Source organism: Metabacillus mesotrionivorans (assembly GCF_052171315.1).
Classification (GTDB): Bacteria; Bacillota; Bacilli; order Bacillales; family Bacillaceae; genus Bacillus_P.
On sequence record NZ_JBQMFF010000003.1, the window covers coordinates 399,426 to 421,748 of the forward strand.

The window sequence follows — 22,323 nt, forward strand, 5'->3', positions numbered from 1 at the left end:
ATCCGCGCATCTTGTTCCGGCTGACCTTTTTAACGAAATTTCTTATTTACTAAGAATCGCGGGACTTCATTTGTCCCTATATGACGTATTGTGTCCCACTGTCCGCAAAAAAAATCATCCCTGCTTCAATTCATATTCTAGCAGGGTGAATTCGCTTATTCAACTATTGTTTCTTGCTTTTTTTCAAGTAACCGCTTTCTTATTAATTCTTTTCTGATACGGCCGTATCCGATGATTTTTCCGTCACATTCTGCCACCGGTATCATCAGCTGATACTTTTCGAGCAGACCATCGTCTGAGTGAATATCGATAACCTGTATGTCCAGGTCCAAATCCGCTTTCAGCCCGTTTAATTCCTCGATGGCCTCCTCACAAAGAGGGCAGCCTTCTCTTGAGTACACGTTTAAAATCATTCCAACACATCCTAATATCGTTTTCTTGCAGATGAAGATGCAATGCCAAGCTGATCTCTGTACTTGGCTACAGTCCGTCTTGAAACTTCGATTCCGTGTTCCTGTGAGAGTGTGTCTGCAATTCGCTGGTCAGAAAGCGGAGACAGTTTATTTTCGCTCTCGATCATCTTTTGGATGAGTGATTTTACAGCCGATGACGTAATGTCCTGAGAAGTCTGCTCAAGGCCATTTGAGAAGAAAAACTTCAGTTCATACAGACCATGGGGTGTCTGTACGTATTTCTCCCTGACCGTACGGCTCACCGTGGACTCATGCACATCAATCACATCCGCTACGGCTTTTAGTGTCAGCGGTTTCAAAAAGTGCCCGCCTTTTTCAAAGAAGTCCGTCTGTCTTCTGAGAATTTCATGCATCACTTTCAGCATGGTCGCTTTCCGCTGATTCAATGTTTTCATCAGCCATTTGCACTGATTGAGTTTAGAAGAAAGATACTGCTTTACATCCGCATCATCAGTGGATGAAAAGGCAGCTTCATACGAAGAATTCACCCCGATTTTTGGTGAACTCCCTTCATTATACATCACTTGCCACTCACCGCTTACTTTCTTTACGATCAGCTCCGGCACAATGTAGCTGTCATGGGCATGATGAAAAGCAAGACCTGGACGGGGATGCAGCTTTTGGATAAAGTCCTGCACACATTGTATCTCTTTCAATTCCAGTTTCGTTTTTTTAGCAAGCTCTTTCCATGACTTTTCTGCAAAAAGATAAAAATAATCGCGGATAATCAGCTCTGCTGTCTGATTGCGCTCAGGCAGCCGCAGCAGCTGAAGGTAGATGCACTCCTGCAGGTTTCTGGCACCCACACCTGCAGGATCAAGCTTTTGAAGATTCTCAAGCTGAATCTGCAGTTCATCTTCGCTGATGCTGAATCTTTCTGCCAGCACCTGCAGATCTTCTTCTATATACCCGTTTGGATTCAGGGCATGAATCAGAATGTGCAGCGCTTTTTTCTCCTCGGGCTGCATTTTCATGCCAAGCAGCTGAGATTCCAGATGCTGCTGCAGAGTCGCCGTCCTGCTCGCTGCATTTTCAAGCAAGTCTCCTTTTTTTGAGGCATTTGCCGTTTTGAGGGCTGAGGTATGATACAATACGCCTGAATCAGGCTTGTCTTTCACATCGATGAGGGGATTTTCAAGGGTAAGGTCCTCTATGTAGGACGCGAGTTCCATAGAAGAGTACTGAAGGAGAGTAATCGCTTGCTTTAGTTCCTGTGTCATATTCAGTTTTAAGGACTGCTCTTGAAATAAACCTGCTTTCATATCCATAGATCGTTCCCCCTGCTGTTCATTTTACACGAAAACGGTCCGTCATTGAATGGAATAAACTTCAAAGGAGAGATCAATTTGAGCGAATTATTTTCAGTTCCCTATTTTGTACAGAATTTCAAAGAACATCTTAGACACAACGAGAACCAGATTCCTGAGCTTGATGCAATGAACCGGTATTACCGGTCGGTTGTTTCCACTCTTGTACAAGATCAGCTGACCAAAAATTCGGTTGTGCTGAAACGGATTCAAAATCTTGATGAGGCGTACAATAAGGTGAAAGCTACCTTGAAATAATTACCTGTTCACAAAATACGGATGATGATTTATCATTGATTATGTTGAGTCGCCAAGCGCGGCAATAAACACTTCTTGTCCAGTGCGGCTTACTGGACTGCTTACATACTATTCACATTCCATTAAAACATGCCCCGCCGGGAATTCCCTGCGGGGCTTTTTTTCCTTATTTTCAGCGAAACAGCCGTGCCCAGGTTGCAGGTCCGACAATTCCGTCAACCTTAAGCCCTTCTCTTCTCTGAAAATCCCTTACTGCCTGGGCTGTGACAGGGCCATAGACCGAATCAGCAGGAACACCAAGTTTCCTTTGGATTTCTCCAATATTGGATCCTCTCATGTACGGAGTCTTCAGTCTGTAAAGAGTCCCCGGAAACGGCTTTGGACGCCTTGGTTTCGCTCTGTTCAGCCTGCTGAACGTTTCCGGTCCGACAATTCCGTCAACGGGGATGCGCTGCTCCTGCTGAAATTGCCTCACCGCAGCCTCTGTTTCAGCTCCAAACGTCCCGTCCGCCCCGAATCTCGGAAGCGAGTATCCAAGGGAAATCAGCTTTTTCTGCAAAAATTGCACATCCGATCCCGAATCCCCGCTTCTTAGCACAGTCGTATCAATCTCACTGCCTGTTTCACGCTCGGGCGGCTGAACCCTGATTGGAGGAGACGTACTGCTGTCCCACGAATTATAGTACGCACGGACATCTCTTAAAAACTGGGCAAACGTTACGCCGTTTGGAACAAGCCAGCTTTCAGGATCTGAACGTCTTCTCGGGTCAAGTGTGCTGTGCGCGACAATTTTAGAAGAAGGATCAAGATTAAACCTCCGGCAAAGATAGGCATGGTACCAGACATAACGGTCATACGCTTCGCGGAAAACCCCCGTACGGCACAGCTCCACTCCAATTGCCGCATTATTCGCATCAGCCCCGAACAGCCGGTTGTCCTCGGGATTTGTATATAAATTATGATAGGCTCTCTCATTTAGAGGGATAATCTCAAGAATTTTTCCGTCATCTATAAATGTATGGGCAGACGCACTCGGCTGTGCATTATTAAAATAGGAAAAATGGTCATCTGCATCAGCAGAGTTATTGGCGGTCTCATGTGCAACAATGAAGAGAGGGCCGGTTAAACTAGTTCCCGGTCTCGCATTTCCAATTCGAATATAGCGCTGTTCAATCTGATATTTATCCGAAACACTCACTATTATCACTCCTTTATATAGTAGATGATAGAGTGAGGAGTTTTGGAAAGGCACTTACCCTGATGCATGAGCCTGTTTCCGTGAAAGTCTAGCAGGTTCGGCTTATCGTTCTTATAAAAAATGAAAAAGAGCTGCTTCCCTAAGGAAACAGCTCTCTATCATTTAGACGCGCTCGAGAGGATTCGAACCTCCGACAGACGTGGTACCGGAAACCACCGCTCTATCCAACTGAGCTACGAGCGCACGTATTGGCCAGTAGCGCTATTATACGACAAAACCTCAGCCTGTTTCAAGCGTTATTTTTCTTTGTGTCCAGAAAGCGCTATATTTTATGCACTTCCAAAATATACAGGCGGGCAGATTCTATTGTATGATTAGAAATACAGGCTTTACAACAGCGGCAGAACGGGTAAAGGGTTTATAACAGCAACAGCAGAATAAAGGAGATAAAACATAATGACAGACCGCTATTCAATAAATGTAAACGGTTCTTCCTTTGATTGGGATTTATCACAGGCAGCTTACCAATTTGAAGGAGATGAAGTCGTATTATTCTGGATTAATACGGCATTTAAAACATTTCTTGATTCAATTGAAGAAATTTCCGGGGAACAAGCAGCAAGAGTTGTACTTGAAACTGCAGGGTACCGTACAGGAGAAATTGTCAGCGACTTTTACAAGCGATCCATCGGAAAAACAGAGGATATCTTAAAGAGCCTGCCGAATACATATGTTACAGCCGGTTGGGGTAAAACCGCAATCGATGTTCTGTCCTATGACGACTGCAGAGCTGTAGTGAGGATCGAAAATGGCTGGGAGTATAAGGTTAACAAAGCTCAGGGCAAGACAGTGGAGGGTTCGTTCCTGGCCGGTCACTGGGCCGGCGTCCTAAGCGGACTGTTCGGGAAAACCGTCTGGTACAGGGTGGTGAAAAGCCAGACAAGCGGAGATCCGTATTCAGAATTTGAATTTTCGCCTTCCGGAATCACTCCCCAGCGAAATATCCGCTCACTGATTCAGGAGCAGGAAAGGGCTGACATGCTTGCACTGGAACAAAGTGTTGCTAAGCGGACAGCCGATCTTGTTGATTTGGTAAAGGAAATTTCTTCTCCAATCATCCCAGTTCTTGACAACATCATCGTCCTTGCGATGATCGGAAGATACGACGAAGCGAGAGCTGAGGAGCTTTTAACCAAAACACTCTCTAACCTGCCCGAGTATAAAGCGAGGTTTCTTATTCTCGATCTGACAGCTATTTCACAAGTGGACGAGTTTACAATCGACTTGCTTCAAAAGCTTGTTCAGGCTTCTGCGCTTCTTGGAACTTCATGCATTCTAGTGGGCATTTCACCCGAACTCAGCATGAAAATCGTCAGCTCGCGGTATCAGATGCAGAACATTCCATGCCTCTCTACGCTTAAACACGGCATTCACTACGCCCTGGCACAGGAAGGACTGCATATCTCAAAAAAATAGCTCCTTCTTCTCCAATCGTTTGAAAAAAAGAAAAATTGGGTAACATGGTTACAGTTACTAGCTCTGACATATACATAAGAGGTGCCTTAAAGATGCTCAGGCGGCAGCGTTTCGTTTGACCTTTATTGACCTTAGTTGTATGATGAGAGTACATAAATTTACCTTTACTTTAAAGGAGGAAATACGATGAATTTAATTCCTACAGTTATTGAACAGACAAACCGCGGTGAACGTGCATATGATATTTACTCACGTCTTTTAAAAGACCGCATCATCATGCTTGGAAGCGGAATTGATGATAACGTTGCAAACTCAATCGTTTCTCAGCTATTATTCTTAGAAGCAGAAGATCCAGAAAAAGACATTTCTATCTACATCAACAGCCCTGGCGGATCCATCACTGCCGGTATGGCCATTTACGATACAATGCAGTTCATCAAGCCGCAAGTATCAACAATCTGCATCGGTATGGCAGCTTCAATGGGAGCATTCCTTCTTGCAGCAGGCGCCAAAGGCAAGCGTTATGCCCTTCCAAACTCTGAAGTCATGATCCATCAGCCTCTTGGAGGAGCGCAAGGCCAGGCTACGGAAATTGAGATTGCTGCAAAACGCATCCTTTTCCTTCGCGACAAGCTTAATCAAATTCTTGCAGACCGCACAGGCCAGCCGATTGAAGTCATCGCGCGCGACACAGACCGCGACAACTTCATGACAGCAGAGCGTGCACTTGAGTACGGCCTGATTGACAAAGTCATGGACCGCAATACGTTAGCAGACAAAAAATAAGAAGCGCAAAAAGAACGGCATCGTGCCGTTCTTTTTTTATTTGGATTTTACAGCCAACTCCCCATACAGGTGCAAACTGCCTCTTTTTCTAGCAAGATCTTGACCATTTGGCCGTTGATTTTCGGCTCTGTACCTGGTCGGGCAGCTATCTCATGGTTCTGAACAATTCCAATTAAGAGAGATTAGTGCGTTACATCCAACAATCAATGCAATACGACCAACTTCGACTATTTTACAACCAACTTTGACTGCGTAACGACCAGCTTCCCCCGATTTACAGCCAACTCCCCATGCGAACGCCAAATACCTCTTTTTCTAGCAAGATCTTGACCATTTGGCAGTTGCTTTGCTGCACCGGACCATTACAGTCACCTGCCGGTAAACTTGCGCCATAAAAAAAACGGCCCAAAGGCCGTTTTTAAGCTTCCTGCTTTACGTATTCTGTTAAAACTTCAAGTGCTTCGTTTTCGTCGTGGCCTTCTGCAATCAGTGTTACGGTTGATCCTGAGCTGATGGCAAGGCTCATGAGCCCCATAATGCTTTTTGCATTCACCTTTTTTCCATCCTTCTCAAGGAAGATATCTGATGCGTACCTGTTGGCCTCTTGTACAAATAATGCTGCGGGACGTGCTTGTAAGCCTGTTTTCAAACGAACTTCGACCTGTTTTTGAGCCATGTGAATCCCCTCTGCTTTCCCCTTTTATTTGATTGTTACCGGCTGGCCGTTTCTAAGCTGTTCTGCAATTTCGTCCAATTTTCTCAGGCGGTGGTTTATGCCTGATTTGCTGATTTTTCCGCTCGAAACCATTTCTCCGAGCTCTTTCAGCGTGACATCCTGATACTCTACCCGCAGCCTTGCAATTTCGCTTAATTTATCAGGCAGAGCTTCAAGACCCATTTTTTCATCAATGTATTTAATATTTTCAACCTGGCGGATCGCAGCACCAATTGTTTTATTTAAGTTAGCGGTTTCACAATTGACGAGCCTGTTTACGGAGTTTCTCATATCCCTCACGATGCGTACATCTTCAAAGCGCAGCAGCGCCTGATGGCCTCCGATAATACTCAAAAACTCAGAGATTTTTTCCGCTTCCTTGAGATAGGTGATATACCCCTTTTTCCGCTCAAGTGTTTTGCTGTTCAGGTTAAAAACATTCATCAGCTCGCACAGTGCATCATTATGCTCTTTGTACAGAGAGAAAATTTCCAGATGATACGAGGATGTCTCAGGATTATTCACTGAACCTCCAGCAAGGAACGCCCCTCTGATATACGATCTTCTGCAGCACTTCTTTTTAACGAGATCTTCTGAAATGCTTCTAATAAAGGTGAAATTCTCCCCAAGGATGCTTAAATCCTCTAAAATTTCACGGGCTTTCTCTATCAGCCGAACGATATAGACATTATTCTTTTTCAAACGCATTTTTTTCCGGACAAGCAGTTCAACAGAAACGTCATACTGCTTTTTTAAGAGAGTATATATTCTTCTGGCTATTGCTGCATTTTCAGTCTGAATATCTAGAATCAATTTTCGATTCGAAAAAGAAAGAGAGCCATTCATCCGGATGAGTGCAGACAGTTCTGCTTTTAAACAACATGGTTTAAGTTCTATGTTAGTCAGTTCTTTTTTTGTTTCAGAAGCAAAAGACATCGTTCTGCACCCTCCAATCAGTATGAATGCATTCGTTTGCACTCTTTATTTTATTGCCGTTTTCCGCGGATTGTCAGGAAAGGCTCCGCGGAAAGCCTGGGTCTTATCAAGTAATCATCTCATACAGGAGCTTTGCTACCTTTACGGTGTCATGCCGGATGACGTTATTTTCATAGGAGACAATCTTATCGTGGACAATTTCAAGCCCCAGTTCACGGAGTGCCTCGAGATCATAGTTTACCGGTTTTGCCAGTTCTTCTGCATATAATGCTTTCATCATATCAGGAATCACTTCATCATTCACTAATATTGTATCGATGAACTTGCATTTCATATGGTCATTGAGTGCTCTTACATGATCAGATGCTGTGTAATCAAGGGTTTCACCCGCCTGTGTCATCACATTGCAGATGTACACTTTTTTGGCTTTTGCCTTGCATACCTCATCACCGATTTTTGGCACGAGCAAATTCGGCAGGATACTTGTATATAGACTTCCCGGTCCTATGAGAATGAGGTCTGCCTTCCGGATGACGTCAATTGCTTCGTCGAGGGGCTCAATCGTTTCGGGTGAAAGAAAGACCCGTTTGATTTTTTTCCCTGAGTAAGGAATTTTTGATTCTCCCGAGACGATAGTTCCATCTTCCATCTCTGCATGGAGCACAACGCTCTTGTTCGCAGCCGGAAGGACTTTTCCCCGGACATTCAGCACCTTGCTCATCTCGGTGACCGCGTGGAAAAAATCTCCCGTGATGTTCGTCATGGCGGCAAGAATCAGGTTCCCAAGAGAGTGCCCAGTCAGGCTGTTGCCTTTATTGAAGCGGTGCTGAAACAAATTTTCAACAAGGGGCTCCACATCTGAGAGCGCAGCTAACACATTGCGTATGTCACCTGGCGGCGGAATACTCAGTTCATCGCGGAGCCGGCCAGAGCTTCCGCCGTCATCTGCTACAGTCACAATCGCAGTAATATCCACAGGGTATACCTTTAAGCCCCGCAGAAGAACAGATAAACCGGTTCCTCCGCCGATTATGACAACGTTTGGCCGTTTAGAAGGAGCTGTCATTAATGACGGCTTCTGCGCTCAATATCACGGTGTGATACGTGCGTCTGGTAATCGTTTTTGTAATGCTTCGCAATGTGTTCCGCCAATGTGACCGAACGGTGCTGTCCGCCTGTGCACCCGATCGCAATAACAAGCTGGCTCTTGCCTTCCCGCTTGTAGTAAGGCAGCATGAACGTCAGCAGATCGAGCACTTTTTCAAGGAACTTCTGCGTTTCCGTCCATTTAAGGACATAAGAGGACACTTCCTCTTCAAGTCCTGTTTTTGGCCTCATATGGTCAATATAGTGAGGATTCGGGAGGAATCTGACATCAAAAACCAGATCCGCATCAATCGGAACCCCGTATTTAAAACCAAATGATAGCACATTGACCGAGAAGGTATGCTCGGCATCTTCCGCAAACTGCTTCAGAATTTTTTCTCTGAGTTCGCGCGGCTTCAGTTCTGATGTATCAAAAATAAGCTGTGCACGGCCTTTCAGCTCCTCAAGCAGCTCCCGCTCATTTTTGATGCCTTCAAGCGGCAGACCTGTCGTTGCAAGCGGATGGGATCTCCGTGTCTCCTTGTAGCGTGTCACAAGAGTTGCATCCTTTGCATCTAGGAACAGGATCTGCGGGCTGATCCAGGTTGTCTCAGCTATATCATCAAGCGCCTGAAACAGGCTTTCGAAAAACTCTCTTCCCCTAAGGTCCATTACAAGGGCAACCTTGTTCATCTTTGATCCCGATTCTTTCATCAGTTCAAGGAATTTAGGCAGGAGCGTCGGAGGAAGGTTATCCACGCAGAAATAGCCCAGATCTTCAAAGCTCTGAATCGCTACGGTTTTTCCAGCTCCGGACATGCCTGTAATAATGACCATCTTGATGTCCTGAACACTGCCTGTACTCATTTTGATTGCCTCCTCTCACATTCTCGTTACGTGTATATTGGTATGTCTGAGCAGACTACTGCGGATCCAGGCGGTAGGCAAGCAGCTCAAAATCAGGTGTATATGTGAATGTGCCGTAGATCAAGCCTGCCCCCTTCATCATGAATTCAAGAATATGATGATCTCCCGGAGCCATTGGAAGCTCTGCGACTTCTTCAAGCGAATGCCACTTCAGCTTTCCTTCTTCGGACTGGTCCACATTTTCGCCTGTAAATTCAGTAGCGAAAAACGTAAACATCATCCATTCGGAAACAATTTCATTTCCTTCTTTAATAATAAAGGTAAAGATGCCTTTGATTTTTGGGTTTTTTAAATATATGCCTGTTTCTTCGCGATATTCCCGTATGACAGTGTCCTTAATTGATTCACCCTGCTCCATCTTTCCGCCGGGTGCCACCCACCATCCTCTTCTCGGTTTTTGCAGGAGAAGAATTTTATCGTCCTGTACTAATACGCAATTCGTCACTCTTTGCAAAACTCTTCACCTCTGGATTTAATCGGCAGGCCGTCATTGTTTTTCTTCCTTTTTATTATACTATTTTGCGCACAGCCTCACAATGAACGGGGGCTTGCGGCACGATTTTATTTTCTTGTTTTCTGCTGGAAACAGCACTTATGTATATATACGGCATGTACGAAGGAATGTTTCAGTTTTTTGGACAAAAAAAAGGAGTACGGGAAAGGGCGCCCGTACTCAAAAAATATTTATAAAAGGGGGTCAATTACTATTTATATAGTACCCCATTATTATTTCAGTGGTGTTACAGGAGAGTTAAAACAGAGTTACGTTTTTATGAACTTGTTTAAAGCTTTAACGTTTTATTAGTTTGCCGCTTTAATTTTTTCCATCAGTTCTTCTACGTAATGCTGTACACTCTGTGCGGCAATAGAACCGTCGCCTGTTGCTGTAACAATTTGGCGAAGGGATTTCTCACGGATATCGCCTGCTGCAAAAATACCCGGCACCTTCGTTTCCATGCGGTCGTTTGTTTCAATATAGCCCTCTTCGTTTGTAATGCCGATTGACTGGAACGGTTTAGAAAGCGGCAGCATGCCGATGTAGATGAATACGCCGTCTGTTTTCATGTCTGTTTCTTCGCCGGTTTCCGTATTCACAAGAGTGGCACTTCCTACCTTGCCGTCTTTTTCGTTAATTTCTTTCACCGTGTGGTTCCAGATAAAATCAACCTTTTCGTTATCAAACGCGCGCTGCTGCAGAATCTTCTGCGCGCGGAGCTCATCACGTCTGTGGACGATTGTTACTTTAGATGCGAAGCGTGTCAAGTACACCCCTTCCTCAACCGCAGAGTCACCTCCGCCGATAACGATCAGCTCTTTGTTTTTGAAGAATGCGCCGTCGCATACTGCACAGTAGGAAACGCCGCGTCCGCCAAGCTCTTTTTCGCCCGGAACGCCGATTTTTTTGTATTCGGCACCTGTTGAGATAATGACGGCACGCGTTTTGTACTGCTTGCTTCCGGCAACAACGGTTTTGTATTCTTCGCCGTCGATGATTTCTTTAATGTCTCCGTAAGCATATTCGGCACCGAATTTCTTCGCATGATCAAACATCTTTGTTGATAGGTCCGGTCCGAGAATATGGTCAAAACCCGGATAGTTTTCAACATCTTCCGTATTGGCCATCTGGCCGCCCGGCACGCCGCGCTCAATCATCAATGTTGAAAGATTTGCCCTTGACGTATATACAGCTGCTGTCATTCCGGCAGGTCCAGCACCGGCAATAATGACATCATAGATTTTTTCTTCAGACATCGTTCAATCACTCCTTGGATTCGCACAAATAATTCGTATACGGGACGCTTCTCCCATACTTCTATCCTATAAAAGATAAGGATTTCATGCCATTTATTTGCTCACGACCAGAGGTTCCGGATGTAAGCTGAATATTTGGACAGGGTTTTGCCGGATATGGAGTATTGCTTAGCCGTTTCCGTCTGTGTCACTTTATAGCCGTTTTCCTTCTTCCAAACATACTCAAGTGCTCCTGCCCATGCAAGATGGTTGCTTAAAGGCAGCTCTTCACGTTTTGCTTTCAGAGCCGTCTTAAAGAAAAACAAGTAAAGTCCTTCATTCAGACCCTCGTTGTTTTTAAAGAGAACCTGTGCTGCCTGGTAGGTGAATCTGGATTTCTCCGACACGCTTTTTTTGATCTCCCCATTAACATGCGCAATTGCGAGATCCATAAACTCTCTTTCGAATGCAGACTGGGGAATTTTTGATGTTTTAAAAACCTGAATTTGATCGAGCTGATTCGTTTCAGCTGCTAAAAAAATTGCCAGCAGACGCTCTTCAATCGGCATGGTCATCGGCCGCTCCACTGACACTGTCTCTTTAGCCCACGGCTCTGATCCCTCTTTTTCGGGATTCATCTCAAGAACGCGGTCAAAGCAGCTTCTTGCAAACTGTTCTCTTCCAGTAAAATAAGCGGAATAAGAAAGCCAGTAGTAAAACGTTTCATCACCGTCAAATCCCTGTCTGTAGATTGCCTTCAGCCATTTATAAGCAAGCTCGTACTGTCCGACAAGAGCAAATGTCGCACCAAGCTTATATCTGTGTTCAAACAGAATCGGGTGGATTCTCCCCATGCGCTGTGCGAGTTCTTCCACTTTGTCATCCTGGCGTTCATAATAATAAAACACCATTAAGTTGCACAATGCATGAAGGTTGCCGGGGTTTTTATCCAGCACCATATCAAGGTGTTCTTTCGCCCGCTCGACATCTCCCATGTAAAAATAGGCCAGGGATAAGTTATTGTAGGCAGACCAGAACTCAGGAAAGTCTGCGGTAATTTCCTTCAGAAGCACAATCGCTTCTTCAAGCTTTCCGTTCTCAAGAAGGGATTTTGCTGCATCCTGCTTCACGATCAGTTCGTCAGAGTCAGAAAACAGATCTTCCTCATCCGCGCTTTCAATTGTCAAAAGCTCCAGAAGATCCTCCGTTTCTTCGATAAATTCGCCGTCCGGCTCCTTAGACTGGTATTCTGTCGCACATTTATAGGCTTCATGAAAAAGACCCAGATGCGCGTAATTATTGGCCATAAAGTAATGGCACTCTGATAACCCGCTATCAAGGTTTTTTAGAATATATGTTAAAAGCTCGTTTGATTGCTGATATTTTCCAAGTTCGGTATAGATGGCTGCAAGCTGGCTGAGCATTACGATATGATCAGGCTCAAGCTTTATGGCACGCTCAATCCACTTGCCCGCTCTTAATAGGTCTCGCTCCCGATAGGCTTTCATGCCCTTACGGTAAAAGTACTGTCCGTCTTGGAAGAAAGGGACAATCTGCGCTTTCTGTTCACTGTTGGTTGATTGTTTACCCACTGAAATCCTCCATTTCTTTACTTCTGCCGTAGGTTAGTATACCACACTGGGGAAGTACAACAATAGCAGGCGGCAAAAATTAAAATCTCTTGTTCTATCATGGTCAAAAGAACAGCGGGGCAAACAATTTACAAGCAGAACAGGATAATCCGCTTGTACCTTTTTCCGCAGGATTGCAGGGAACTTAACCTGTCACACACAACAAAAAAAGCCCCAAAATGAAGGGCTTTACTTTGATGCATGACGCTCTTTCAATACACTTAAAACTTCATCGAGAGGCAGCTTCTGTTCTCTGAGGAGCACCATGAGATGAAACAGCAGATCGGCTGCTTCCCATTTCAGTTCCTCCGCGTCGCGGTTTTTGGCAGCAATGATGACCTCAGATGCTTCCTCGCCGACTTTTTTGAGGATTTTGTCTACTCCCTCTGTGAAAAGGTAGGTTGTATAGGAGCCCTCAGGCATTTCAGCTTCGCGCTCTGCAATCAGCTTTTCAAGAGTGCTCAGGATGTTAAAGCGGTCGGGACCTGATTCCTGCGCCTTGCCGAACAGCGTTTCGGAAAAACAGGAATAGGCGCCGGTATGACATGCAGGACCTGCAGGCTTCACTAATACAAGAAGGGCATCCTGATCACAGTCATACTTCAGCCCCTCAACCTCCTGGGTGTTACCTGAAGTTGCCCCTTTGTTCCAGAGCTCCTGTCTTGAACGGCTGTAAAACCAAGTCTGCTTCGTCTCGATTGTTTTTTGAAGCGATTCCTTATTCATATAAGCAAGCGTAAGAACTTCTTTGCTTGCTGCATCCTGTACGATGGCAGGGACTAAGCCATTTTGATCGAATTTTACGGATTCCAGGTTCATCTGACTAACACTCCCTGCGTTTTTAAGTAGTCTTTTACTTCTTTTACGGACGTTTCTTTATAGTGAAAAATAGAAGCCGCCAGTGCGGCATCCGCTTTTCCCTCTTTAAATGCATCAGCAAAGTGATCCGCATTGCCGGCACCCCCGGACGCAATCACGGGAACCGTTACAGCGTCGCTTACCATCCGGTTCAGCTTCAGGTCAAACCCGCTCTTTTCTCCGTCGCTGTTCATGCTCGTCAGCAGAATTTCCCCGGCTCCGCGCTTCACTGCTTCTCTTGCCCATTCGGTTACTTCCCAGTCTGTTTTCTCTCTTCCCCCATGTGTGTACACCAAATAAGTTCCCGATTCCGCATCAAACCTTGCATCGATTGCAACGACAATGCACTGGGAGCCAAAAAAGCGGGCGCCTTCTGTAATAAGCTCCGGACGCAGAACCGCCGAAGTATTGACAGACACCTTATCAGCTCCTGCACGAAGAATTCGTTTCATATCCTCAAGGGAGTTGATGCCTCCGCCAACCGTAAAGGGAATCGCAAGCTGAGCGGCTACACTCTCCACAACGTCTGCCATTGTTTTTCTGCCTTCATGGGATGCAGAAATATCGAGGAACACAAGCTCGTCTGCCCCCTCTTTGTCGTAAAACTTCGCCAGTTCAACAGGATCTCCCGCGTCACGAAGCCCTAAAAACTGGATGCCCTTTACGACCCTGCCGTCTTTGACATCAAGGCACGGGATAATACGTTTTGTGATCATGCCCGCTCCACCTCTTCCAGCGCTTCCGCCAGATCAAACTGGTTTGTATAGAGCGCTTTTCCGACGATAGCTCCGGCAACTCCGTTTGCCGCAAAGGCAGCTAAAATGACGAGGTCATTCAGCGAACTGACTCCTCCTGATGCGATTACTTCTTTGCCTGTCGCTTTTGCCATTTCACACACAGCATCTACATTCGGTCCGGAAAGCATGCCGTCTGTTGCGATATCTGTGAAAATGAAGGTTTCAGCACCGGCTGCAGCAAGCTCCATTCCAAGTTCAGTCGCTTTAACAGTCGAGGTTTCCACCCAGCCTTCCGTTGAAACAAAACCGTCTTTCGCATCAATGCCAATTGCAATTTTCTCTCCGTACTTGGAGAGCATTTTTTTCACAAATTCAGGATTTGAGATGGCAGAACTGCCAAGAATGACGCGGGAAACGCCATTTGCAAGGTAATAGTCCACATCTTCCTCAGAGCGGATCCCTCCGCCTATCTGCACCTTCACATCAAGCTTTCGTGCAACTTCAATCACATGATTGTCATTCACACGTCTGCCTGCTTTTGCACCGTCAAGGTCCACCATGTGAATCCACTCGGCTCCTTTTTCAGCAAATACTTTCGCCATTTCAAAAGGAGAATCGCCATACACGGTTTCCTTTGCGTAATCTCCCTGTATGAGACGGACACATTTGCCGCCCCTCATATCAATGGCGGGATAGATGATAAATTCACTCATGGTTTCACCTTCTCTTCAACAATTTTAACAAAGTTCCTTAAGATTCCGATTCCAGTATGACTGCTCTTTTCAGGATGGAACTGTGTTCCGTAGACATTTCCTTCGCCAACCACTGCAGGTACTTCCACACCGTAATCTGCGGCTGCGATCACTGTTGCATCAGCTTCTGCTTTTACGTAATAGGAGTGGACAAAATAGGAGTACCCTTCCTCAATCCCATCCAGCAGTTCACTCTCTCTGTTCAGGCGAAGCCTGTTCCAGCCCATGTGAGGAACCTTCAGCTGTTCTCTTTTCATGACATCTTCCGGAAAATGAACGACGGTCCCCTTCAAAAGGGAAAGTCCCTCTGTGAGGCCGTTTTCCTCGCTCGAATCAAACAGCAGCTGCATGCCAAGGCAAATGCCGAGCAGCGGTTTTTCTGCACGTGCAGCCTTCTGTATGTACGCCGCCAATCCTGTTTCGTTTAAAATGGCCATTGCGTCTTTAAATGACCCTACTCCCGGAAGAATAAGACCGGACGCCCGGTCAAGCTCTTCAGGGCTGTCAGAAATGAAATAGGAAACATTCAGGCGTTCAAGCGCCTTGCTGACGCTGTAGAGGTTCCCCATGCCATAATCTATAATCCCGATCATTTACAACATTCCCTTCGTCGACGGCACTCCTTTGATCCGCGGATCAATCGTTGATGCTTCATCAAGCGCTCTTCCCAGTGCCTTAAACACAGCTTCAATCATGTGGTGGGTGTTGCGCCCGTAATGAACAATGACGTGAAGGTTGATGCGTGCTTCAAGAGCAAACTTCCATAGGAATTCATGAACAAGCTCTGTATCAAAATTGCCGACTGTCGGACTCGGGAACTCTCCCTTCAGCTCGAAGTGAGGACGGTTGCTGAGGTCCACCACAACCTGGGCGAGTGCTTCATCCATCGGAACCATCGCCTGACCGTAGCGTTTAATGCCTCTTTTGTCTCCAAGAGCTTCTCTGAAGGCCTGTCCAAGACAGATGCCGATGTCTTCTGTTGTGTGGTGGCCGTCAATTTCCGTGTCGCCGTTAGCTGCAACGGTCAAATTAAACTGGCCGTGTTTTGTAAAAAGGTCCAGCATGTGCGTCATAAACGGCACGCCTGTATTGAGTTCTGAGATTCCTTCTCCATCTATGGCAAGAGAAAGGGAAATATCGGTTTCATTCGTCGTTCTTTGCAGACTTGCTGTTCGTTCCATTTTGACATCCTCCTATTTTAAGCGCTCCTCAATGGCGCGTGCATGTGCTTCAAGACCTTCAAGACGGGCAAAGGCCGCAATCTTTTCTGCTGACTGCGCAAAAGCTTTTTCACTATATGAAATGATGCTCGTTTTCTTGATAAAATCATCGACAGAAAGCGGACTTGAGAACCGTGCCGTACCGTTAGTAGGCAGAACATGATTCGGGCCTGCAAAATAATCGCCGACGGGCTCAGAGCTGTACCTTCCAAGGAAAATGGCTCCCGCATGACGAATACTGCCAACCAGCTCCATCGGATTCTCTGTCAGAATCTCAAGATGCTCAGGCGCCAGTTCGTTGACAGCCGCAACTGCTTCTTCAAGTGAATCCGCGACGTAGATATACCCGTAATTTTCAATCGATGCAGACGCGATATCTCTGCGCGGCAGCGTCTGGAGCTGCTTTTGCACTTCTGAAGAAACGGCCTCGGCAAGCTCCATTGAATCTGTGACAAGCACACTTGATGCAAGGGCATCGTGTTCTGCCTGTGATAAAAGATCTGCCGCCACTTCTCCCGGAACAGCAGTTTTATCAGCAAGAACGACGATTTCGCTTGGACCTGCTATCATATCGATCGCGACATCTCCAAATACTTCTCTTTTTGCCAGAGCCACATAAATGTTTCCGGGCCCCGTTATTTTATCAACCGGTCTGATGGTTTCCGTGCCGTATGCAAGGGCTGCAACCGCCTGCGCTCCGCCGGCCTTATAGATCTCCTCCACGCCAAGCTCTTTTGCGGCGACGAGGACGCCTGCAGGCAATGTGCCTTCTTTATTCGGCGGAGATACAAGCACGATCCGTTTCACACCTGCTGCCTGAGCCGGAATGACGTTCATCAGAACAGAGGAAGGATAGGCAGCCGTTCCGCCCGGTACATAAACACCCGCCGCGTCAAGTGGCGTGATTTTCTGCCCGAGCATCGTCCCGTCCTCTTTATACGTCATCCACGACTCGCGCTTTTGCTTTTCGTGAAATGACCGGATATTTGCAGCCGCTTCGCGGATAATGTCCGCCGTTTCCTGATCTATTTCCTGATAGGCAGCCTGAGTTTCAGCTTCCGTTACCTTTAAATCAGACAGTGACACGCCGTCAAATTTTTCCGTAAAAGCAAACAGGGCTGTATCTCCCTTTTGCTTCACCTCTTCAATAATTGATTTCACCGCATCACGCTGAGTTTCTGTCCCTGAATCAATGGATCGTTTTAATGATGCGGACGCGCCTGAAAGTCGCTCAATTCTCATAGCGCCTCCCCCTCTACAACAGCTGAAAGACGGCTGACAAGCTCGTCAATCTGTTCATCCTTCATTCTGTAGCTTACAGGGTTTACAATCAGCCGCGAGGTAATGCTGCAAATTTTCTCAAACTCCACAAGACCGTTTTCCTTCAGCGTGCGTCCTGTTGAAACAATATCGACAATCCTGTCAGCAAGCCCGATCAAAGGTGCAAGCTCAATGGATCCGTTAAGCTTAATAATTTCAACCTGCTCTCCCTGCTCCCTGAAATAGGAGGAAGCTACTCCCGGATACTTCGTGGCCACTTTAGGAGCCACTGCACCTGTGCCGCTGCCCCCCGGCAGACCAGCTACAGCCAGGTAGCATTCGCTGATTTTCAGATCAAGCACTTCGTACACATCCCGCTCTTCCTCAAGCATCACGTCTTTACCGGCAATCCCGATATCCGCAACCCCGTGCTCAACATATGTGGCAACATCCATCGGCTTAGCGAGGATAAATCTCATCTTTTCGGCCGGCACCTCAAGAATGAGTTTACGCGATTCATCAAATTCAGGCGGCAGCTTGTACCCTGCTTTTCTGAGCAGGTCAGCCGCTTCGTCAAAAATTCTTCCTTTCGGCATGGCAATCGTCAGCATGTTACTCATCCTGCTCTCCCTTTCTTGATCCGATAAAATAACTCACGTCCGTAAACTGCTTCGTATAGGAGTCAACATCATTGACACCCGTAATATCCTGCATCGTCACCCGTTTTCCCTGTCCGCGGAGTTGAGCAGCCTGTGTAATGGCTTCTGCTCTTCTCTCCCCGCTGTAAAGGATACAGTGAATGTCAGGATGTTTGTCTTCTTCTCCAAGCGATTCAATGAGCCTGTCGAGCCTGATACCGAATCCTGTTGCCGGAGCCGGAGTGTTAAAGCGTTCAAGAAGCTTGTTGTACCGACCTCCGCTGCCGACAGGAAATCCGATGTTTCCTGAGTATACTTCAAACAGAATGCCTGTGTAATAGCTCATATGGCTGACAATATTCAAGTCAAGTTTCACAGATTCCGCTGCTCCAAAATCCTTCAGATGCAGCCACAGTTTTTCAAGCTCCGCTGCCGCTTCTTTTGCTTCTTTGCTTGAAGCAAGCTCAGACGCAAGTGCGAGTTTATCCTCGCCGCCTCTAAGCTGAAGGAGCTGAAGCAATCTTCCTTTATCAATGGAAGACAGAGGCAATCCTTTCACATGTTCTCTGTACCCCACGTAGTTCTTTTCGTAAAGAAAACGGCGAAGTACATCTGCCCGCTCCTGATTCCCGAGAATTTCCTTGAAAAGAGCATCTGCAAAGCCGATGTGGCCGATGGCAACCTTGAAATCACGCAGACCGGCCTCTTTCAGAACGGCAATCATAAGGGCAATTACTTCCGCATCACCGCTTGTCGTTGCATCTCCAATGAGTTCCGTTCCGATTTGCTCAAACTCTGCCGGACGCCCTCCCTCGCGCTGCTGTGCGCGGAAGACGTTCGCATCATACGCCAGTCGCAGCGGGTAATCATCCTGATAAAAACGGGATGCTGCCACACGTGCAATCGGCGCGGTCATATCAGGCCGGAGGACCAGCGTATGTCCCTGCTGATCGAGAAGTTTAAATAGCTTGCTTTCTGAAATGGCGGATTGAACACCGACAGTATCGTAAAATTCAAGTGTAGGCGTTTCAATAAACTGAAATCCCCATTTTCCAATTGCATCGGTCATCCGTTCCTTGACCTGTTTTTTTGTATGATAGAGCGATGGCAGTGTATCCCTCATGCCAAGCGGTTTTTCAAACATAAACATTCTCTGCTGCACCTCTTTCACGAAAAGTTCCGAATCCTTTAGTTCGCTAATATAGTAACATGCTACCAAAATAAAGCTGGGTTCGCAAGTCATAATGTTTCTTTCTTATTCTTTCTGTTTGTTTGATTTCCTTTTTAAAAAAATTTTTAAACAAACGTTTGATTAGGTTTAACTGGCTGAAATCCGGGTATATAGAAAGTAATATTTCCCCCAATGATCATAGAAAACCGGCCTGGATGTTGCAGGCCGGTCCTTTTTTTGTCTTTTTTCTTGTAGGTTGTTTGTGTGCTGATTGTAGATTTCAAAACGTACCCGTTCCCTTTCGCTCCAGAAAATCAGCTTCGCACCGCACTTGTCTCCGCTCCCTGAAAGGAACAATCCAACTGCTTTTGTGCCCTTCACACTGGTTTTCGCTCCCTGAAGGGAACAATCCAACTGTTTTTGTTCCCTTCGCACTGGTTTCATCTCGCTGAAAGAAACAATCCTACTGCTTTCGTGCCCTTCGCACTGGTTTCATCTCGCTGAAAGAAACAATCCTACTGCTTTTGTGCCCTTCACACTGGATTCCGCTCCCTGAAGGGAACAATCCTACTGCATTTGTGCCCTTTACACTGTTTTCCGCTCCCTGAAGGGAACGATCCAACTGCTTTCGTGCCCTTCGCACTGGTTTCATCTCGCTGAAAGGAACAATCCTACTGCTTTTGTTCCCTTCGCACTGGTTTCCGCTCGGTGAAGGGAACAATCCAACTGCTTTCGTGCCCTTTGCACTGGTTTCCGCTCCCTGAAGGGAACAATCCTACTGCTTTCGTGCCCTTTACACTGTTTTCCGCTCCCTAAAGGGAACGATCCAACTGCTTTCGTGCCCTTTACACTGTTTTCCGCTCCCTGAAGGGAACGATCCAACTGCTTTCGTGCCCTTCGCACTGGTTTCATCTCCCTGAAGGGAACGATCCAACTGCTTTTGTGCCCTTAACACTGGTTTCCTCTCACTGGAATTTCGTTTGAATAAACTAACTCTGCAAATTATAAAAGGAACTAATAAAAAAACACCGGCCGCAGCCAGTGTCATTGTTTTTCATATAGCGGATCTTTTTCATTCCGTTCTGCCATTTCTTCTTTTGTGTAGATGATTCTCATCGGGTTGCCTCCGGCGAATGCTCCGGCGGGTACGTCCTTGTGGACAAGGGTGCCGGCAGATACGATTGCGCCGTCGCCGATTTCTACTCCGGGGAGAACGGTGGAGTTTGCGCCGATCATGACTTCGTCGCCTATCACGATGTCCCCAAGCCTGTACTCGCGGATTAAGTATTCATGGGCAAGCAGTGTGGTATTGTAGCCGATGACCGTATTTCTTCCGACTTTAATTTTTTCCGGAAACATCACATCAAGCATCACCATCAGCGCAAAGGATGTCTGCTCGCCGACCTTCATGCCGAGGAGCCTGCGGTACATCCAGTTTTTCATGGATAAAAACGGCGTGTACCGCGCAAGCTGGATGACGGTGAAATTGCGGACAACCTTCCAGAAAGGTACGGTATTATAAACGTGCCAGAGTGAATTCGGGCCTTTAACAGGATACCTAGTCGTTCTTCTCAAGAGTTATTCCTCTCCAAGCACGCTTAACAGATCGCTCATCTTGTTAAGCATGTAGTCCGGCTGAAAGCCTTCCAAATACGCTGCTCCCTTGATGGTCCATGCTACACCTGCTGTCTTGGTCCCAGCTGCTTTTCCCGCATCAATATCATGGTAATTGTCGCCGACCATTATCGCCTCTTCGGGGGAAGCATTCAGCTTTTCGAGAGCAAGCAGGATGGGTTCAGGATGAGGCTTCGCATTTTTTACATCATCAAGTGTTACGACCGTTTCAAAGAACTTGCCGAGTCCGGTCAGCTCAAGCCCCATGTTCACGGTGTTCCGGATTTTTGTTGTCACGATGCCAAGCTTGAAGCCTTTTTCATGCAGAGCCTGAACCGTTTCGTACACCGTTTCAAACTGTGTGACAAGCCGGTCGTGCTGATCATGGTTAAATGTGCGGTAGGTGCTGATCATTTCATCTACGCGCATCGGATCCATTTTCACGAACGTCTCATGAAGAGTCGGGCCAAGAAACGGAAGCACATCCTCCCTCCCGTATTGATTTGGATAGTAAAGATTTAACGTATGCAGGAATGATTCAATAATTAAGTCATTTGTGTTGATCAATGTTCCGTCCAGATCAAACAATACGGTGTTAATTTTCATAAGTTGCTTCCTTTCTGCTTGTATGTTCAAATCTGTCCCAGATCGCCCCGACTGCCATTGTCAAAAGAACGGCCGTCACAATCCTGATAATCAACAGCGGAAGCACAGGAATGCCGAGAGGTACGAAAATCAGCGTATCCTCAACAACCGCATGGCAGGACACCAGAAAAATAAAAGCAAGCGTCAGGTCTCTGTAGCTGACCCCGTCCTCTTCCACCGCTTTGATCATGACTCCGGCACCATACGCGAGACCGATCGTTAAACCCGCAACCATCGTCATAGACGTATTTTCCTTCATGCCGAGCATTCTTGTGACAGGCGCCATCCATCTTGAAAAGGCCGCCAGGAAACCTTTGTCCTTCAAATACTGAATAATGATCATCAGAGGAATGACGATCAGCGCAAGCTGCACGATACCGAGGCCTGCTTTTTGAACGGCGCTGAGCCCAATCTCCAGATAGCCTTCCGGAGCAGCCGCCTGCTTCGGAATAAACCCGTACTGAGCCGTCTCTGCTCCGCCTTTCCACAGGAGATTGATCATAATCGCCGAGCTGACAGCAAGACTGATTCTGACAAGCAGAATCACCCAGATCTTGATGCCGACTTTAGCAGCCACGGTGGATTCAATAATCAAATTATGTGAAAAAGAAAGCATGACAGCTAAGATAAATACTTCTTTCACCGATAAATCAAGCGTTAAAATCGCAGCAATTCCCGCATACAGATTCAGCATATTGCCAAGCACAAGCGGAATGGCCGCTTCCCCTGAAAGCCCGAAAATTCCCATGACCGGCTGGATCAGCTTAATCAGCCAGGGAAGAACGGGTGTGTGCTGAAGCAGGCTGACGATCAGCGTAACGGGGAAAATTACCTTTCCAAGCGTCCAAGTTGTCTGAAGCCCTGCCTGAAATCCCTTTTTTAAGCTAGTAATCAGAAACATCCC

24 protein-coding genes, 1 tRNA gene and 1 pseudogene are annotated in these 22,323 nt (G+C 46.5%); 3 read left to right on the top strand and 23 right to left on the bottom strand.

Annotated elements, in window-relative coordinates; translation table 11 throughout:
* Window positions 1-155 precede the first annotated feature (155 nt).
* Both ACTSEZ_RS11925 and rpoN read right to left on the bottom strand, forming a co-directional pair.
* Complete coding sequence (locus tag ACTSEZ_RS11925) at window positions 156-413, bottom strand: glutaredoxin family protein (protein WP_369734420.1); 258 nt, start codon at window positions 411-413, stop codon at window positions 156-158.
* Window positions 414-424: 11 nt separating this feature from the next.
* Window positions 425-1,741, bottom strand: coding sequence for an RNA polymerase factor sigma-54 (rpoN, locus tag ACTSEZ_RS11930; protein WP_369734421.1), 1,317 nt, complete (start codon window positions 1,739-1,741; stop codon window positions 425-427).
* 78 nt (window positions 1,742-1,819) lie between these two features.
* Here rpoN and yvfG point away from each other — a divergent pair, with 78 nt between their 5' ends.
* Entirely contained in the window at window positions 1,820-2,038 is a 219-nt protein-coding gene (yvfG, locus tag ACTSEZ_RS11935) for a protein YvfG (protein ID WP_369734422.1), read from the top strand.
* A gap of 172 nt (window positions 2,039-2,210) precedes the next feature.
* Here the strand turns inward: yvfG and ACTSEZ_RS11940 are convergent, their stop codons facing one another.
* The 3 genes and pseudogenes from ACTSEZ_RS11940 to ACTSEZ_RS11950 all read right to left on the bottom strand — a co-directional run bounded on the left by ACTSEZ_RS11940 (window position 2,211) and on the right by ACTSEZ_RS11950 (window position 3,479).
* Window positions 2,211-2,636, bottom strand: a complete 426-nt coding sequence (locus tag ACTSEZ_RS11940; RefSeq protein WP_369734493.1) for a peptidoglycan-binding domain-containing protein — start codon at window positions 2,634-2,636, stop codon at window positions 2,211-2,213.
* A 72-nt stretch (window positions 2,637-2,708) separates the two neighbouring features.
* Window positions 2,709-3,236, bottom strand: a pseudogene (locus ACTSEZ_RS11945) (peptidoglycan recognition protein family protein); the annotation flags it as partial.
* Between the two features lie 167 nt (window positions 3,237-3,403).
* Window positions 3,404-3,479: transfer RNA gene (locus ACTSEZ_RS11950), tRNA-Arg, on the bottom strand.
* Window positions 3,480-3,692: 213 nt separating this feature from the next.
* On the opposite strand from ACTSEZ_RS11950, the gene ACTSEZ_RS11955 reads away from it, so the two are divergent.
* Both ACTSEZ_RS11955 and clpP read left to right on the top strand, forming a co-directional pair.
* Window positions 3,693-4,712, top strand: a complete 1,020-nt coding sequence (locus ACTSEZ_RS11955) for an STAS domain-containing protein (protein ID WP_369734423.1) — start codon at window positions 3,693-3,695, stop codon at window positions 4,710-4,712.
* Between the two features lie 186 nt (window positions 4,713-4,898).
* Window positions 4,899-5,498, top strand: a complete 600-nt coding sequence (gene clpP / locus ACTSEZ_RS11960) for an ATP-dependent Clp endopeptidase proteolytic subunit ClpP (RefSeq protein ID WP_029284600.1) — start codon at window positions 4,899-4,901, stop codon at window positions 5,496-5,498.
* 418 nt (window positions 5,499-5,916) lie between these two features.
* Here clpP and ACTSEZ_RS11965 read toward each other — a convergent pair whose 3' ends face one another.
* From ACTSEZ_RS11965 to ACTSEZ_RS12050, 18 genes are all read right to left on the bottom strand, one after another.
* Window positions 5,917-6,174 carry an HPr family phosphocarrier protein gene (locus tag ACTSEZ_RS11965; RefSeq protein ID WP_029284602.1) on the bottom strand — a complete coding sequence of 86 codons (258 nt, stop codon included), beginning with the start codon at window positions 6,172-6,174 and terminating at the stop codon, window positions 5,917-5,919.
* 24 nt (window positions 6,175-6,198) lie between these two features.
* Window positions 6,199-7,149 carry a DNA-binding protein WhiA gene (whiA, locus tag ACTSEZ_RS11970; RefSeq protein ID WP_203289010.1) on the bottom strand — a complete coding sequence of 317 codons (951 nt, stop codon included), beginning with the start codon at window positions 7,147-7,149 and terminating at the stop codon, window positions 6,199-6,201.
* Window positions 7,150-7,255: 106 nt separating this feature from the next.
* Complete coding sequence (mgfK, locus tag ACTSEZ_RS11975) at window positions 7,256-8,215, bottom strand: gluconeogenesis morphogenetic factor MgfK (protein ID WP_369734424.1); 960 nt, start codon at window positions 8,213-8,215, stop codon at window positions 7,256-7,258.
* Window positions 8,215-9,102 (bottom strand): RNase adapter RapZ, encoded by an 888-nt coding sequence (gene rapZ / locus ACTSEZ_RS11980; protein ID WP_320154711.1) that lies wholly within the window; start codon window positions 9,100-9,102, stop codon window positions 8,215-8,217. The genes mgfK and rapZ overlap by 1 nt, the downstream gene beginning before the upstream one ends.
* A gap of 55 nt (window positions 9,103-9,157) precedes the next feature.
* Window positions 9,158-9,616 (bottom strand): 8-oxo-dGTP diphosphatase, encoded by a 459-nt coding sequence (locus tag ACTSEZ_RS11985; RefSeq protein WP_029284610.1) that lies wholly within the window; start codon window positions 9,614-9,616, stop codon window positions 9,158-9,160.
* A 347-nt stretch (window positions 9,617-9,963) separates the two neighbouring features.
* Window positions 9,964-10,914: a thioredoxin-disulfide reductase gene (trxB, locus tag ACTSEZ_RS11990; RefSeq protein WP_369734425.1), complete on the bottom strand. Its 951-nt coding sequence runs from the start codon at window positions 10,912-10,914 to the stop codon at window positions 9,964-9,966.
* A gap of 101 nt (window positions 10,915-11,015) precedes the next feature.
* On the bottom strand, window positions 11,016-12,485 hold the full coding sequence (locus tag ACTSEZ_RS11995; protein ID WP_369734426.1) for a tetratricopeptide repeat protein: 1,470 nt from the start codon (window positions 12,483-12,485) through the stop codon (window positions 11,016-11,018).
* A gap of 228 nt (window positions 12,486-12,713) precedes the next feature.
* On the bottom strand, window positions 12,714-13,343 hold the full coding sequence (hisIE, locus tag ACTSEZ_RS12000; RefSeq protein WP_369734427.1) for a bifunctional phosphoribosyl-AMP cyclohydrolase/phosphoribosyl-ATP diphosphatase HisIE: 630 nt from the start codon (window positions 13,341-13,343) through the stop codon (window positions 12,714-12,716).
* Window positions 13,340-14,098, bottom strand: coding sequence for an imidazole glycerol phosphate synthase subunit HisF (gene hisF / locus ACTSEZ_RS12005; RefSeq protein ID WP_369734428.1), 759 nt, complete (start codon window positions 14,096-14,098; stop codon window positions 13,340-13,342). The genes hisIE and hisF overlap by 4 nt, the downstream gene beginning before the upstream one ends.
* A complete protein-coding gene (hisA, locus tag ACTSEZ_RS12010) occupies window positions 14,095-14,832 on the bottom strand; it encodes a 1-(5-phosphoribosyl)-5-[(5-phosphoribosylamino)methylideneamino]imidazole-4-carboxamide isomerase (RefSeq protein WP_369734429.1) in 738 nt (245 codons plus the stop codon). The genes hisF and hisA overlap by 4 nt, the downstream gene beginning before the upstream one ends.
* Complete coding sequence (gene hisH, locus ACTSEZ_RS12015) at window positions 14,829-15,464, bottom strand: imidazole glycerol phosphate synthase subunit HisH (protein WP_369734430.1); 636 nt, start codon at window positions 15,462-15,464, stop codon at window positions 14,829-14,831. Before hisH ends, hisA begins: the two co-directional genes overlap by 4 nt.
* Window positions 15,465-16,052 carry an imidazoleglycerol-phosphate dehydratase HisB gene (gene hisB / locus ACTSEZ_RS12020; RefSeq protein WP_029284624.1) on the bottom strand — a complete coding sequence of 196 codons (588 nt, stop codon included), beginning with the start codon at window positions 16,050-16,052 and terminating at the stop codon, window positions 15,465-15,467.
* A gap of 12 nt (window positions 16,053-16,064) precedes the next feature.
* Window positions 16,065-17,333 (bottom strand): histidinol dehydrogenase, encoded by a 1,269-nt coding sequence (hisD, locus tag ACTSEZ_RS12025; RefSeq protein ID WP_369734432.1) that lies wholly within the window; start codon window positions 17,331-17,333, stop codon window positions 16,065-16,067.
* On the bottom strand, window positions 17,330-17,971 hold the full coding sequence (gene hisG, locus ACTSEZ_RS12030; protein WP_029284628.1) for an ATP phosphoribosyltransferase: 642 nt from the start codon (window positions 17,969-17,971) through the stop codon (window positions 17,330-17,332). Before hisG ends, hisD begins: the two co-directional genes overlap by 4 nt.
* Entirely contained in the window at window positions 17,964-19,139 is a 1,176-nt protein-coding gene (locus ACTSEZ_RS12035) for an ATP phosphoribosyltransferase regulatory subunit (RefSeq protein WP_369734433.1), read from the bottom strand. The genes hisG and ACTSEZ_RS12035 overlap by 8 nt, the downstream gene beginning before the upstream one ends.
* A gap of 1,065 nt (window positions 19,140-20,204) precedes the next feature.
* Window positions 20,205-20,735: an acyltransferase gene (locus ACTSEZ_RS12040; protein WP_369734434.1), complete on the bottom strand. Its 531-nt coding sequence runs from the start codon at window positions 20,733-20,735 to the stop codon at window positions 20,205-20,207.
* Between the two features lie 3 nt (window positions 20,736-20,738).
* A complete protein-coding gene (gene ppaX / locus ACTSEZ_RS12045) occupies window positions 20,739-21,380 on the bottom strand; it encodes a pyrophosphatase PpaX (RefSeq protein ID WP_369734435.1) in 642 nt (213 codons plus the stop codon).
* Window positions 21,370-22,320, bottom strand: coding sequence for a nucleoside recognition domain-containing protein (locus tag ACTSEZ_RS12050; RefSeq protein ID WP_369734436.1), 951 nt, complete (start codon window positions 22,318-22,320; stop codon window positions 21,370-21,372). Before ACTSEZ_RS12050 ends, ppaX begins: the two co-directional genes overlap by 11 nt.
* Between the last annotated feature and the right edge of the window lie 3 nt (window positions 22,321-22,323).

What these genes read in the sequence shown, in the direction of transcription:
- ACTSEZ_RS11925 (WP_369734420.1), bottom strand. Translation starts at nt 413, where the DNA reads ATGATTTTAAACGTGTACTCAAGAGAAGGCTGCCCTCTTTGTGAGGAG.
- rpoN (WP_369734421.1), bottom strand. Translation starts at nt 1,741, where the DNA reads ATGGATATGAAAGCAGGTTTATTTCAAGAGCAGTCCTTAAAACTGAAT.
- ACTSEZ_RS11955 (WP_369734423.1), top strand. Translation starts at nt 3,693, where the DNA reads ATGACAGACCGCTATTCAATAAATGTAAACGGTTCTTCCTTTGATTGG.
- clpP (WP_029284600.1), top strand. Translation starts at nt 4,899, where the DNA reads ATGAATTTAATTCCTACAGTTATTGAACAGACAAACCGCGGTGAACGT.
- ACTSEZ_RS11965 (WP_029284602.1), bottom strand. Translation starts at nt 6,174, where the DNA reads ATGGCTCAAAAACAGGTCGAAGTTCGTTTGAAAACAGGCTTACAAGCA.
- whiA (WP_203289010.1), bottom strand. Translation starts at nt 7,149, where the DNA reads ATGTCTTTTGCTTCTGAAACAAAAAAAGAACTGACTAACATAGAACTT.
- mgfK (WP_369734424.1), bottom strand. Translation starts at nt 8,215, where the DNA reads ATGACAGCTCCTTCTAAACGGCCAAACGTTGTCATAATCGGCGGAGGA.
- rapZ (WP_320154711.1), bottom strand. Translation starts at nt 9,102, where the DNA reads ATGAGTACAGGCAGTGTTCAGGACATCAAGATGGTCATTATTACAGGC.
- trxB (WP_369734425.1), bottom strand. Translation starts at nt 10,914, where the DNA reads ATGTCTGAAGAAAAAATCTATGATGTCATTATTGCCGGTGCTGGACCT.
- hisIE (WP_369734427.1), bottom strand. Translation starts at nt 13,343, where the DNA reads ATGAACCTGGAATCCGTAAAATTCGATCAAAATGGCTTAGTCCCTGCC.
- hisF (WP_369734428.1), bottom strand. Translation starts at nt 14,098, where the DNA reads ATGATCACAAAACGTATTATCCCGTGCCTTGATGTCAAAGACGGCAGG.
- hisA (WP_369734429.1), bottom strand. Translation starts at nt 14,832, where the DNA reads ATGAGTGAATTTATCATCTATCCCGCCATTGATATGAGGGGCGGCAAA.
- hisH (WP_369734430.1), bottom strand. Translation starts at nt 15,464, where the DNA reads ATGATCGGGATTATAGATTATGGCATGGGGAACCTCTACAGCGTCAGC.
- hisB (WP_029284624.1), bottom strand. Translation starts at nt 16,052, where the DNA reads ATGGAACGAACAGCAAGTCTGCAAAGAACGACGAATGAAACCGATATT.
- hisD (WP_369734432.1), bottom strand. Translation starts at nt 17,333, where the DNA reads ATGAGAATTGAGCGACTTTCAGGCGCGTCCGCATCATTAAAACGATCC.
- hisG (WP_029284628.1), bottom strand. Translation starts at nt 17,971, where the DNA reads ATGAGTAACATGCTGACGATTGCCATGCCGAAAGGAAGAATTTTTGAC.
- ACTSEZ_RS12035 (WP_369734433.1), bottom strand. Translation starts at nt 19,139, where the DNA reads ATGTTTATGTTTGAAAAACCGCTTGGCATGAGGGATACACTGCCATCG.
- ppaX (WP_369734435.1), bottom strand. Translation starts at nt 21,380, where the DNA reads ATGAAAATTAACACCGTATTGTTTGATCTGGACGGAACATTGATCAAC.
- ACTSEZ_RS12050 (WP_369734436.1), bottom strand. Translation starts at nt 22,320, where the DNA reads ATGTTTCTGATTACTAGCTTAAAAAAGGGATTTCAGGCAGGGCTTCAG.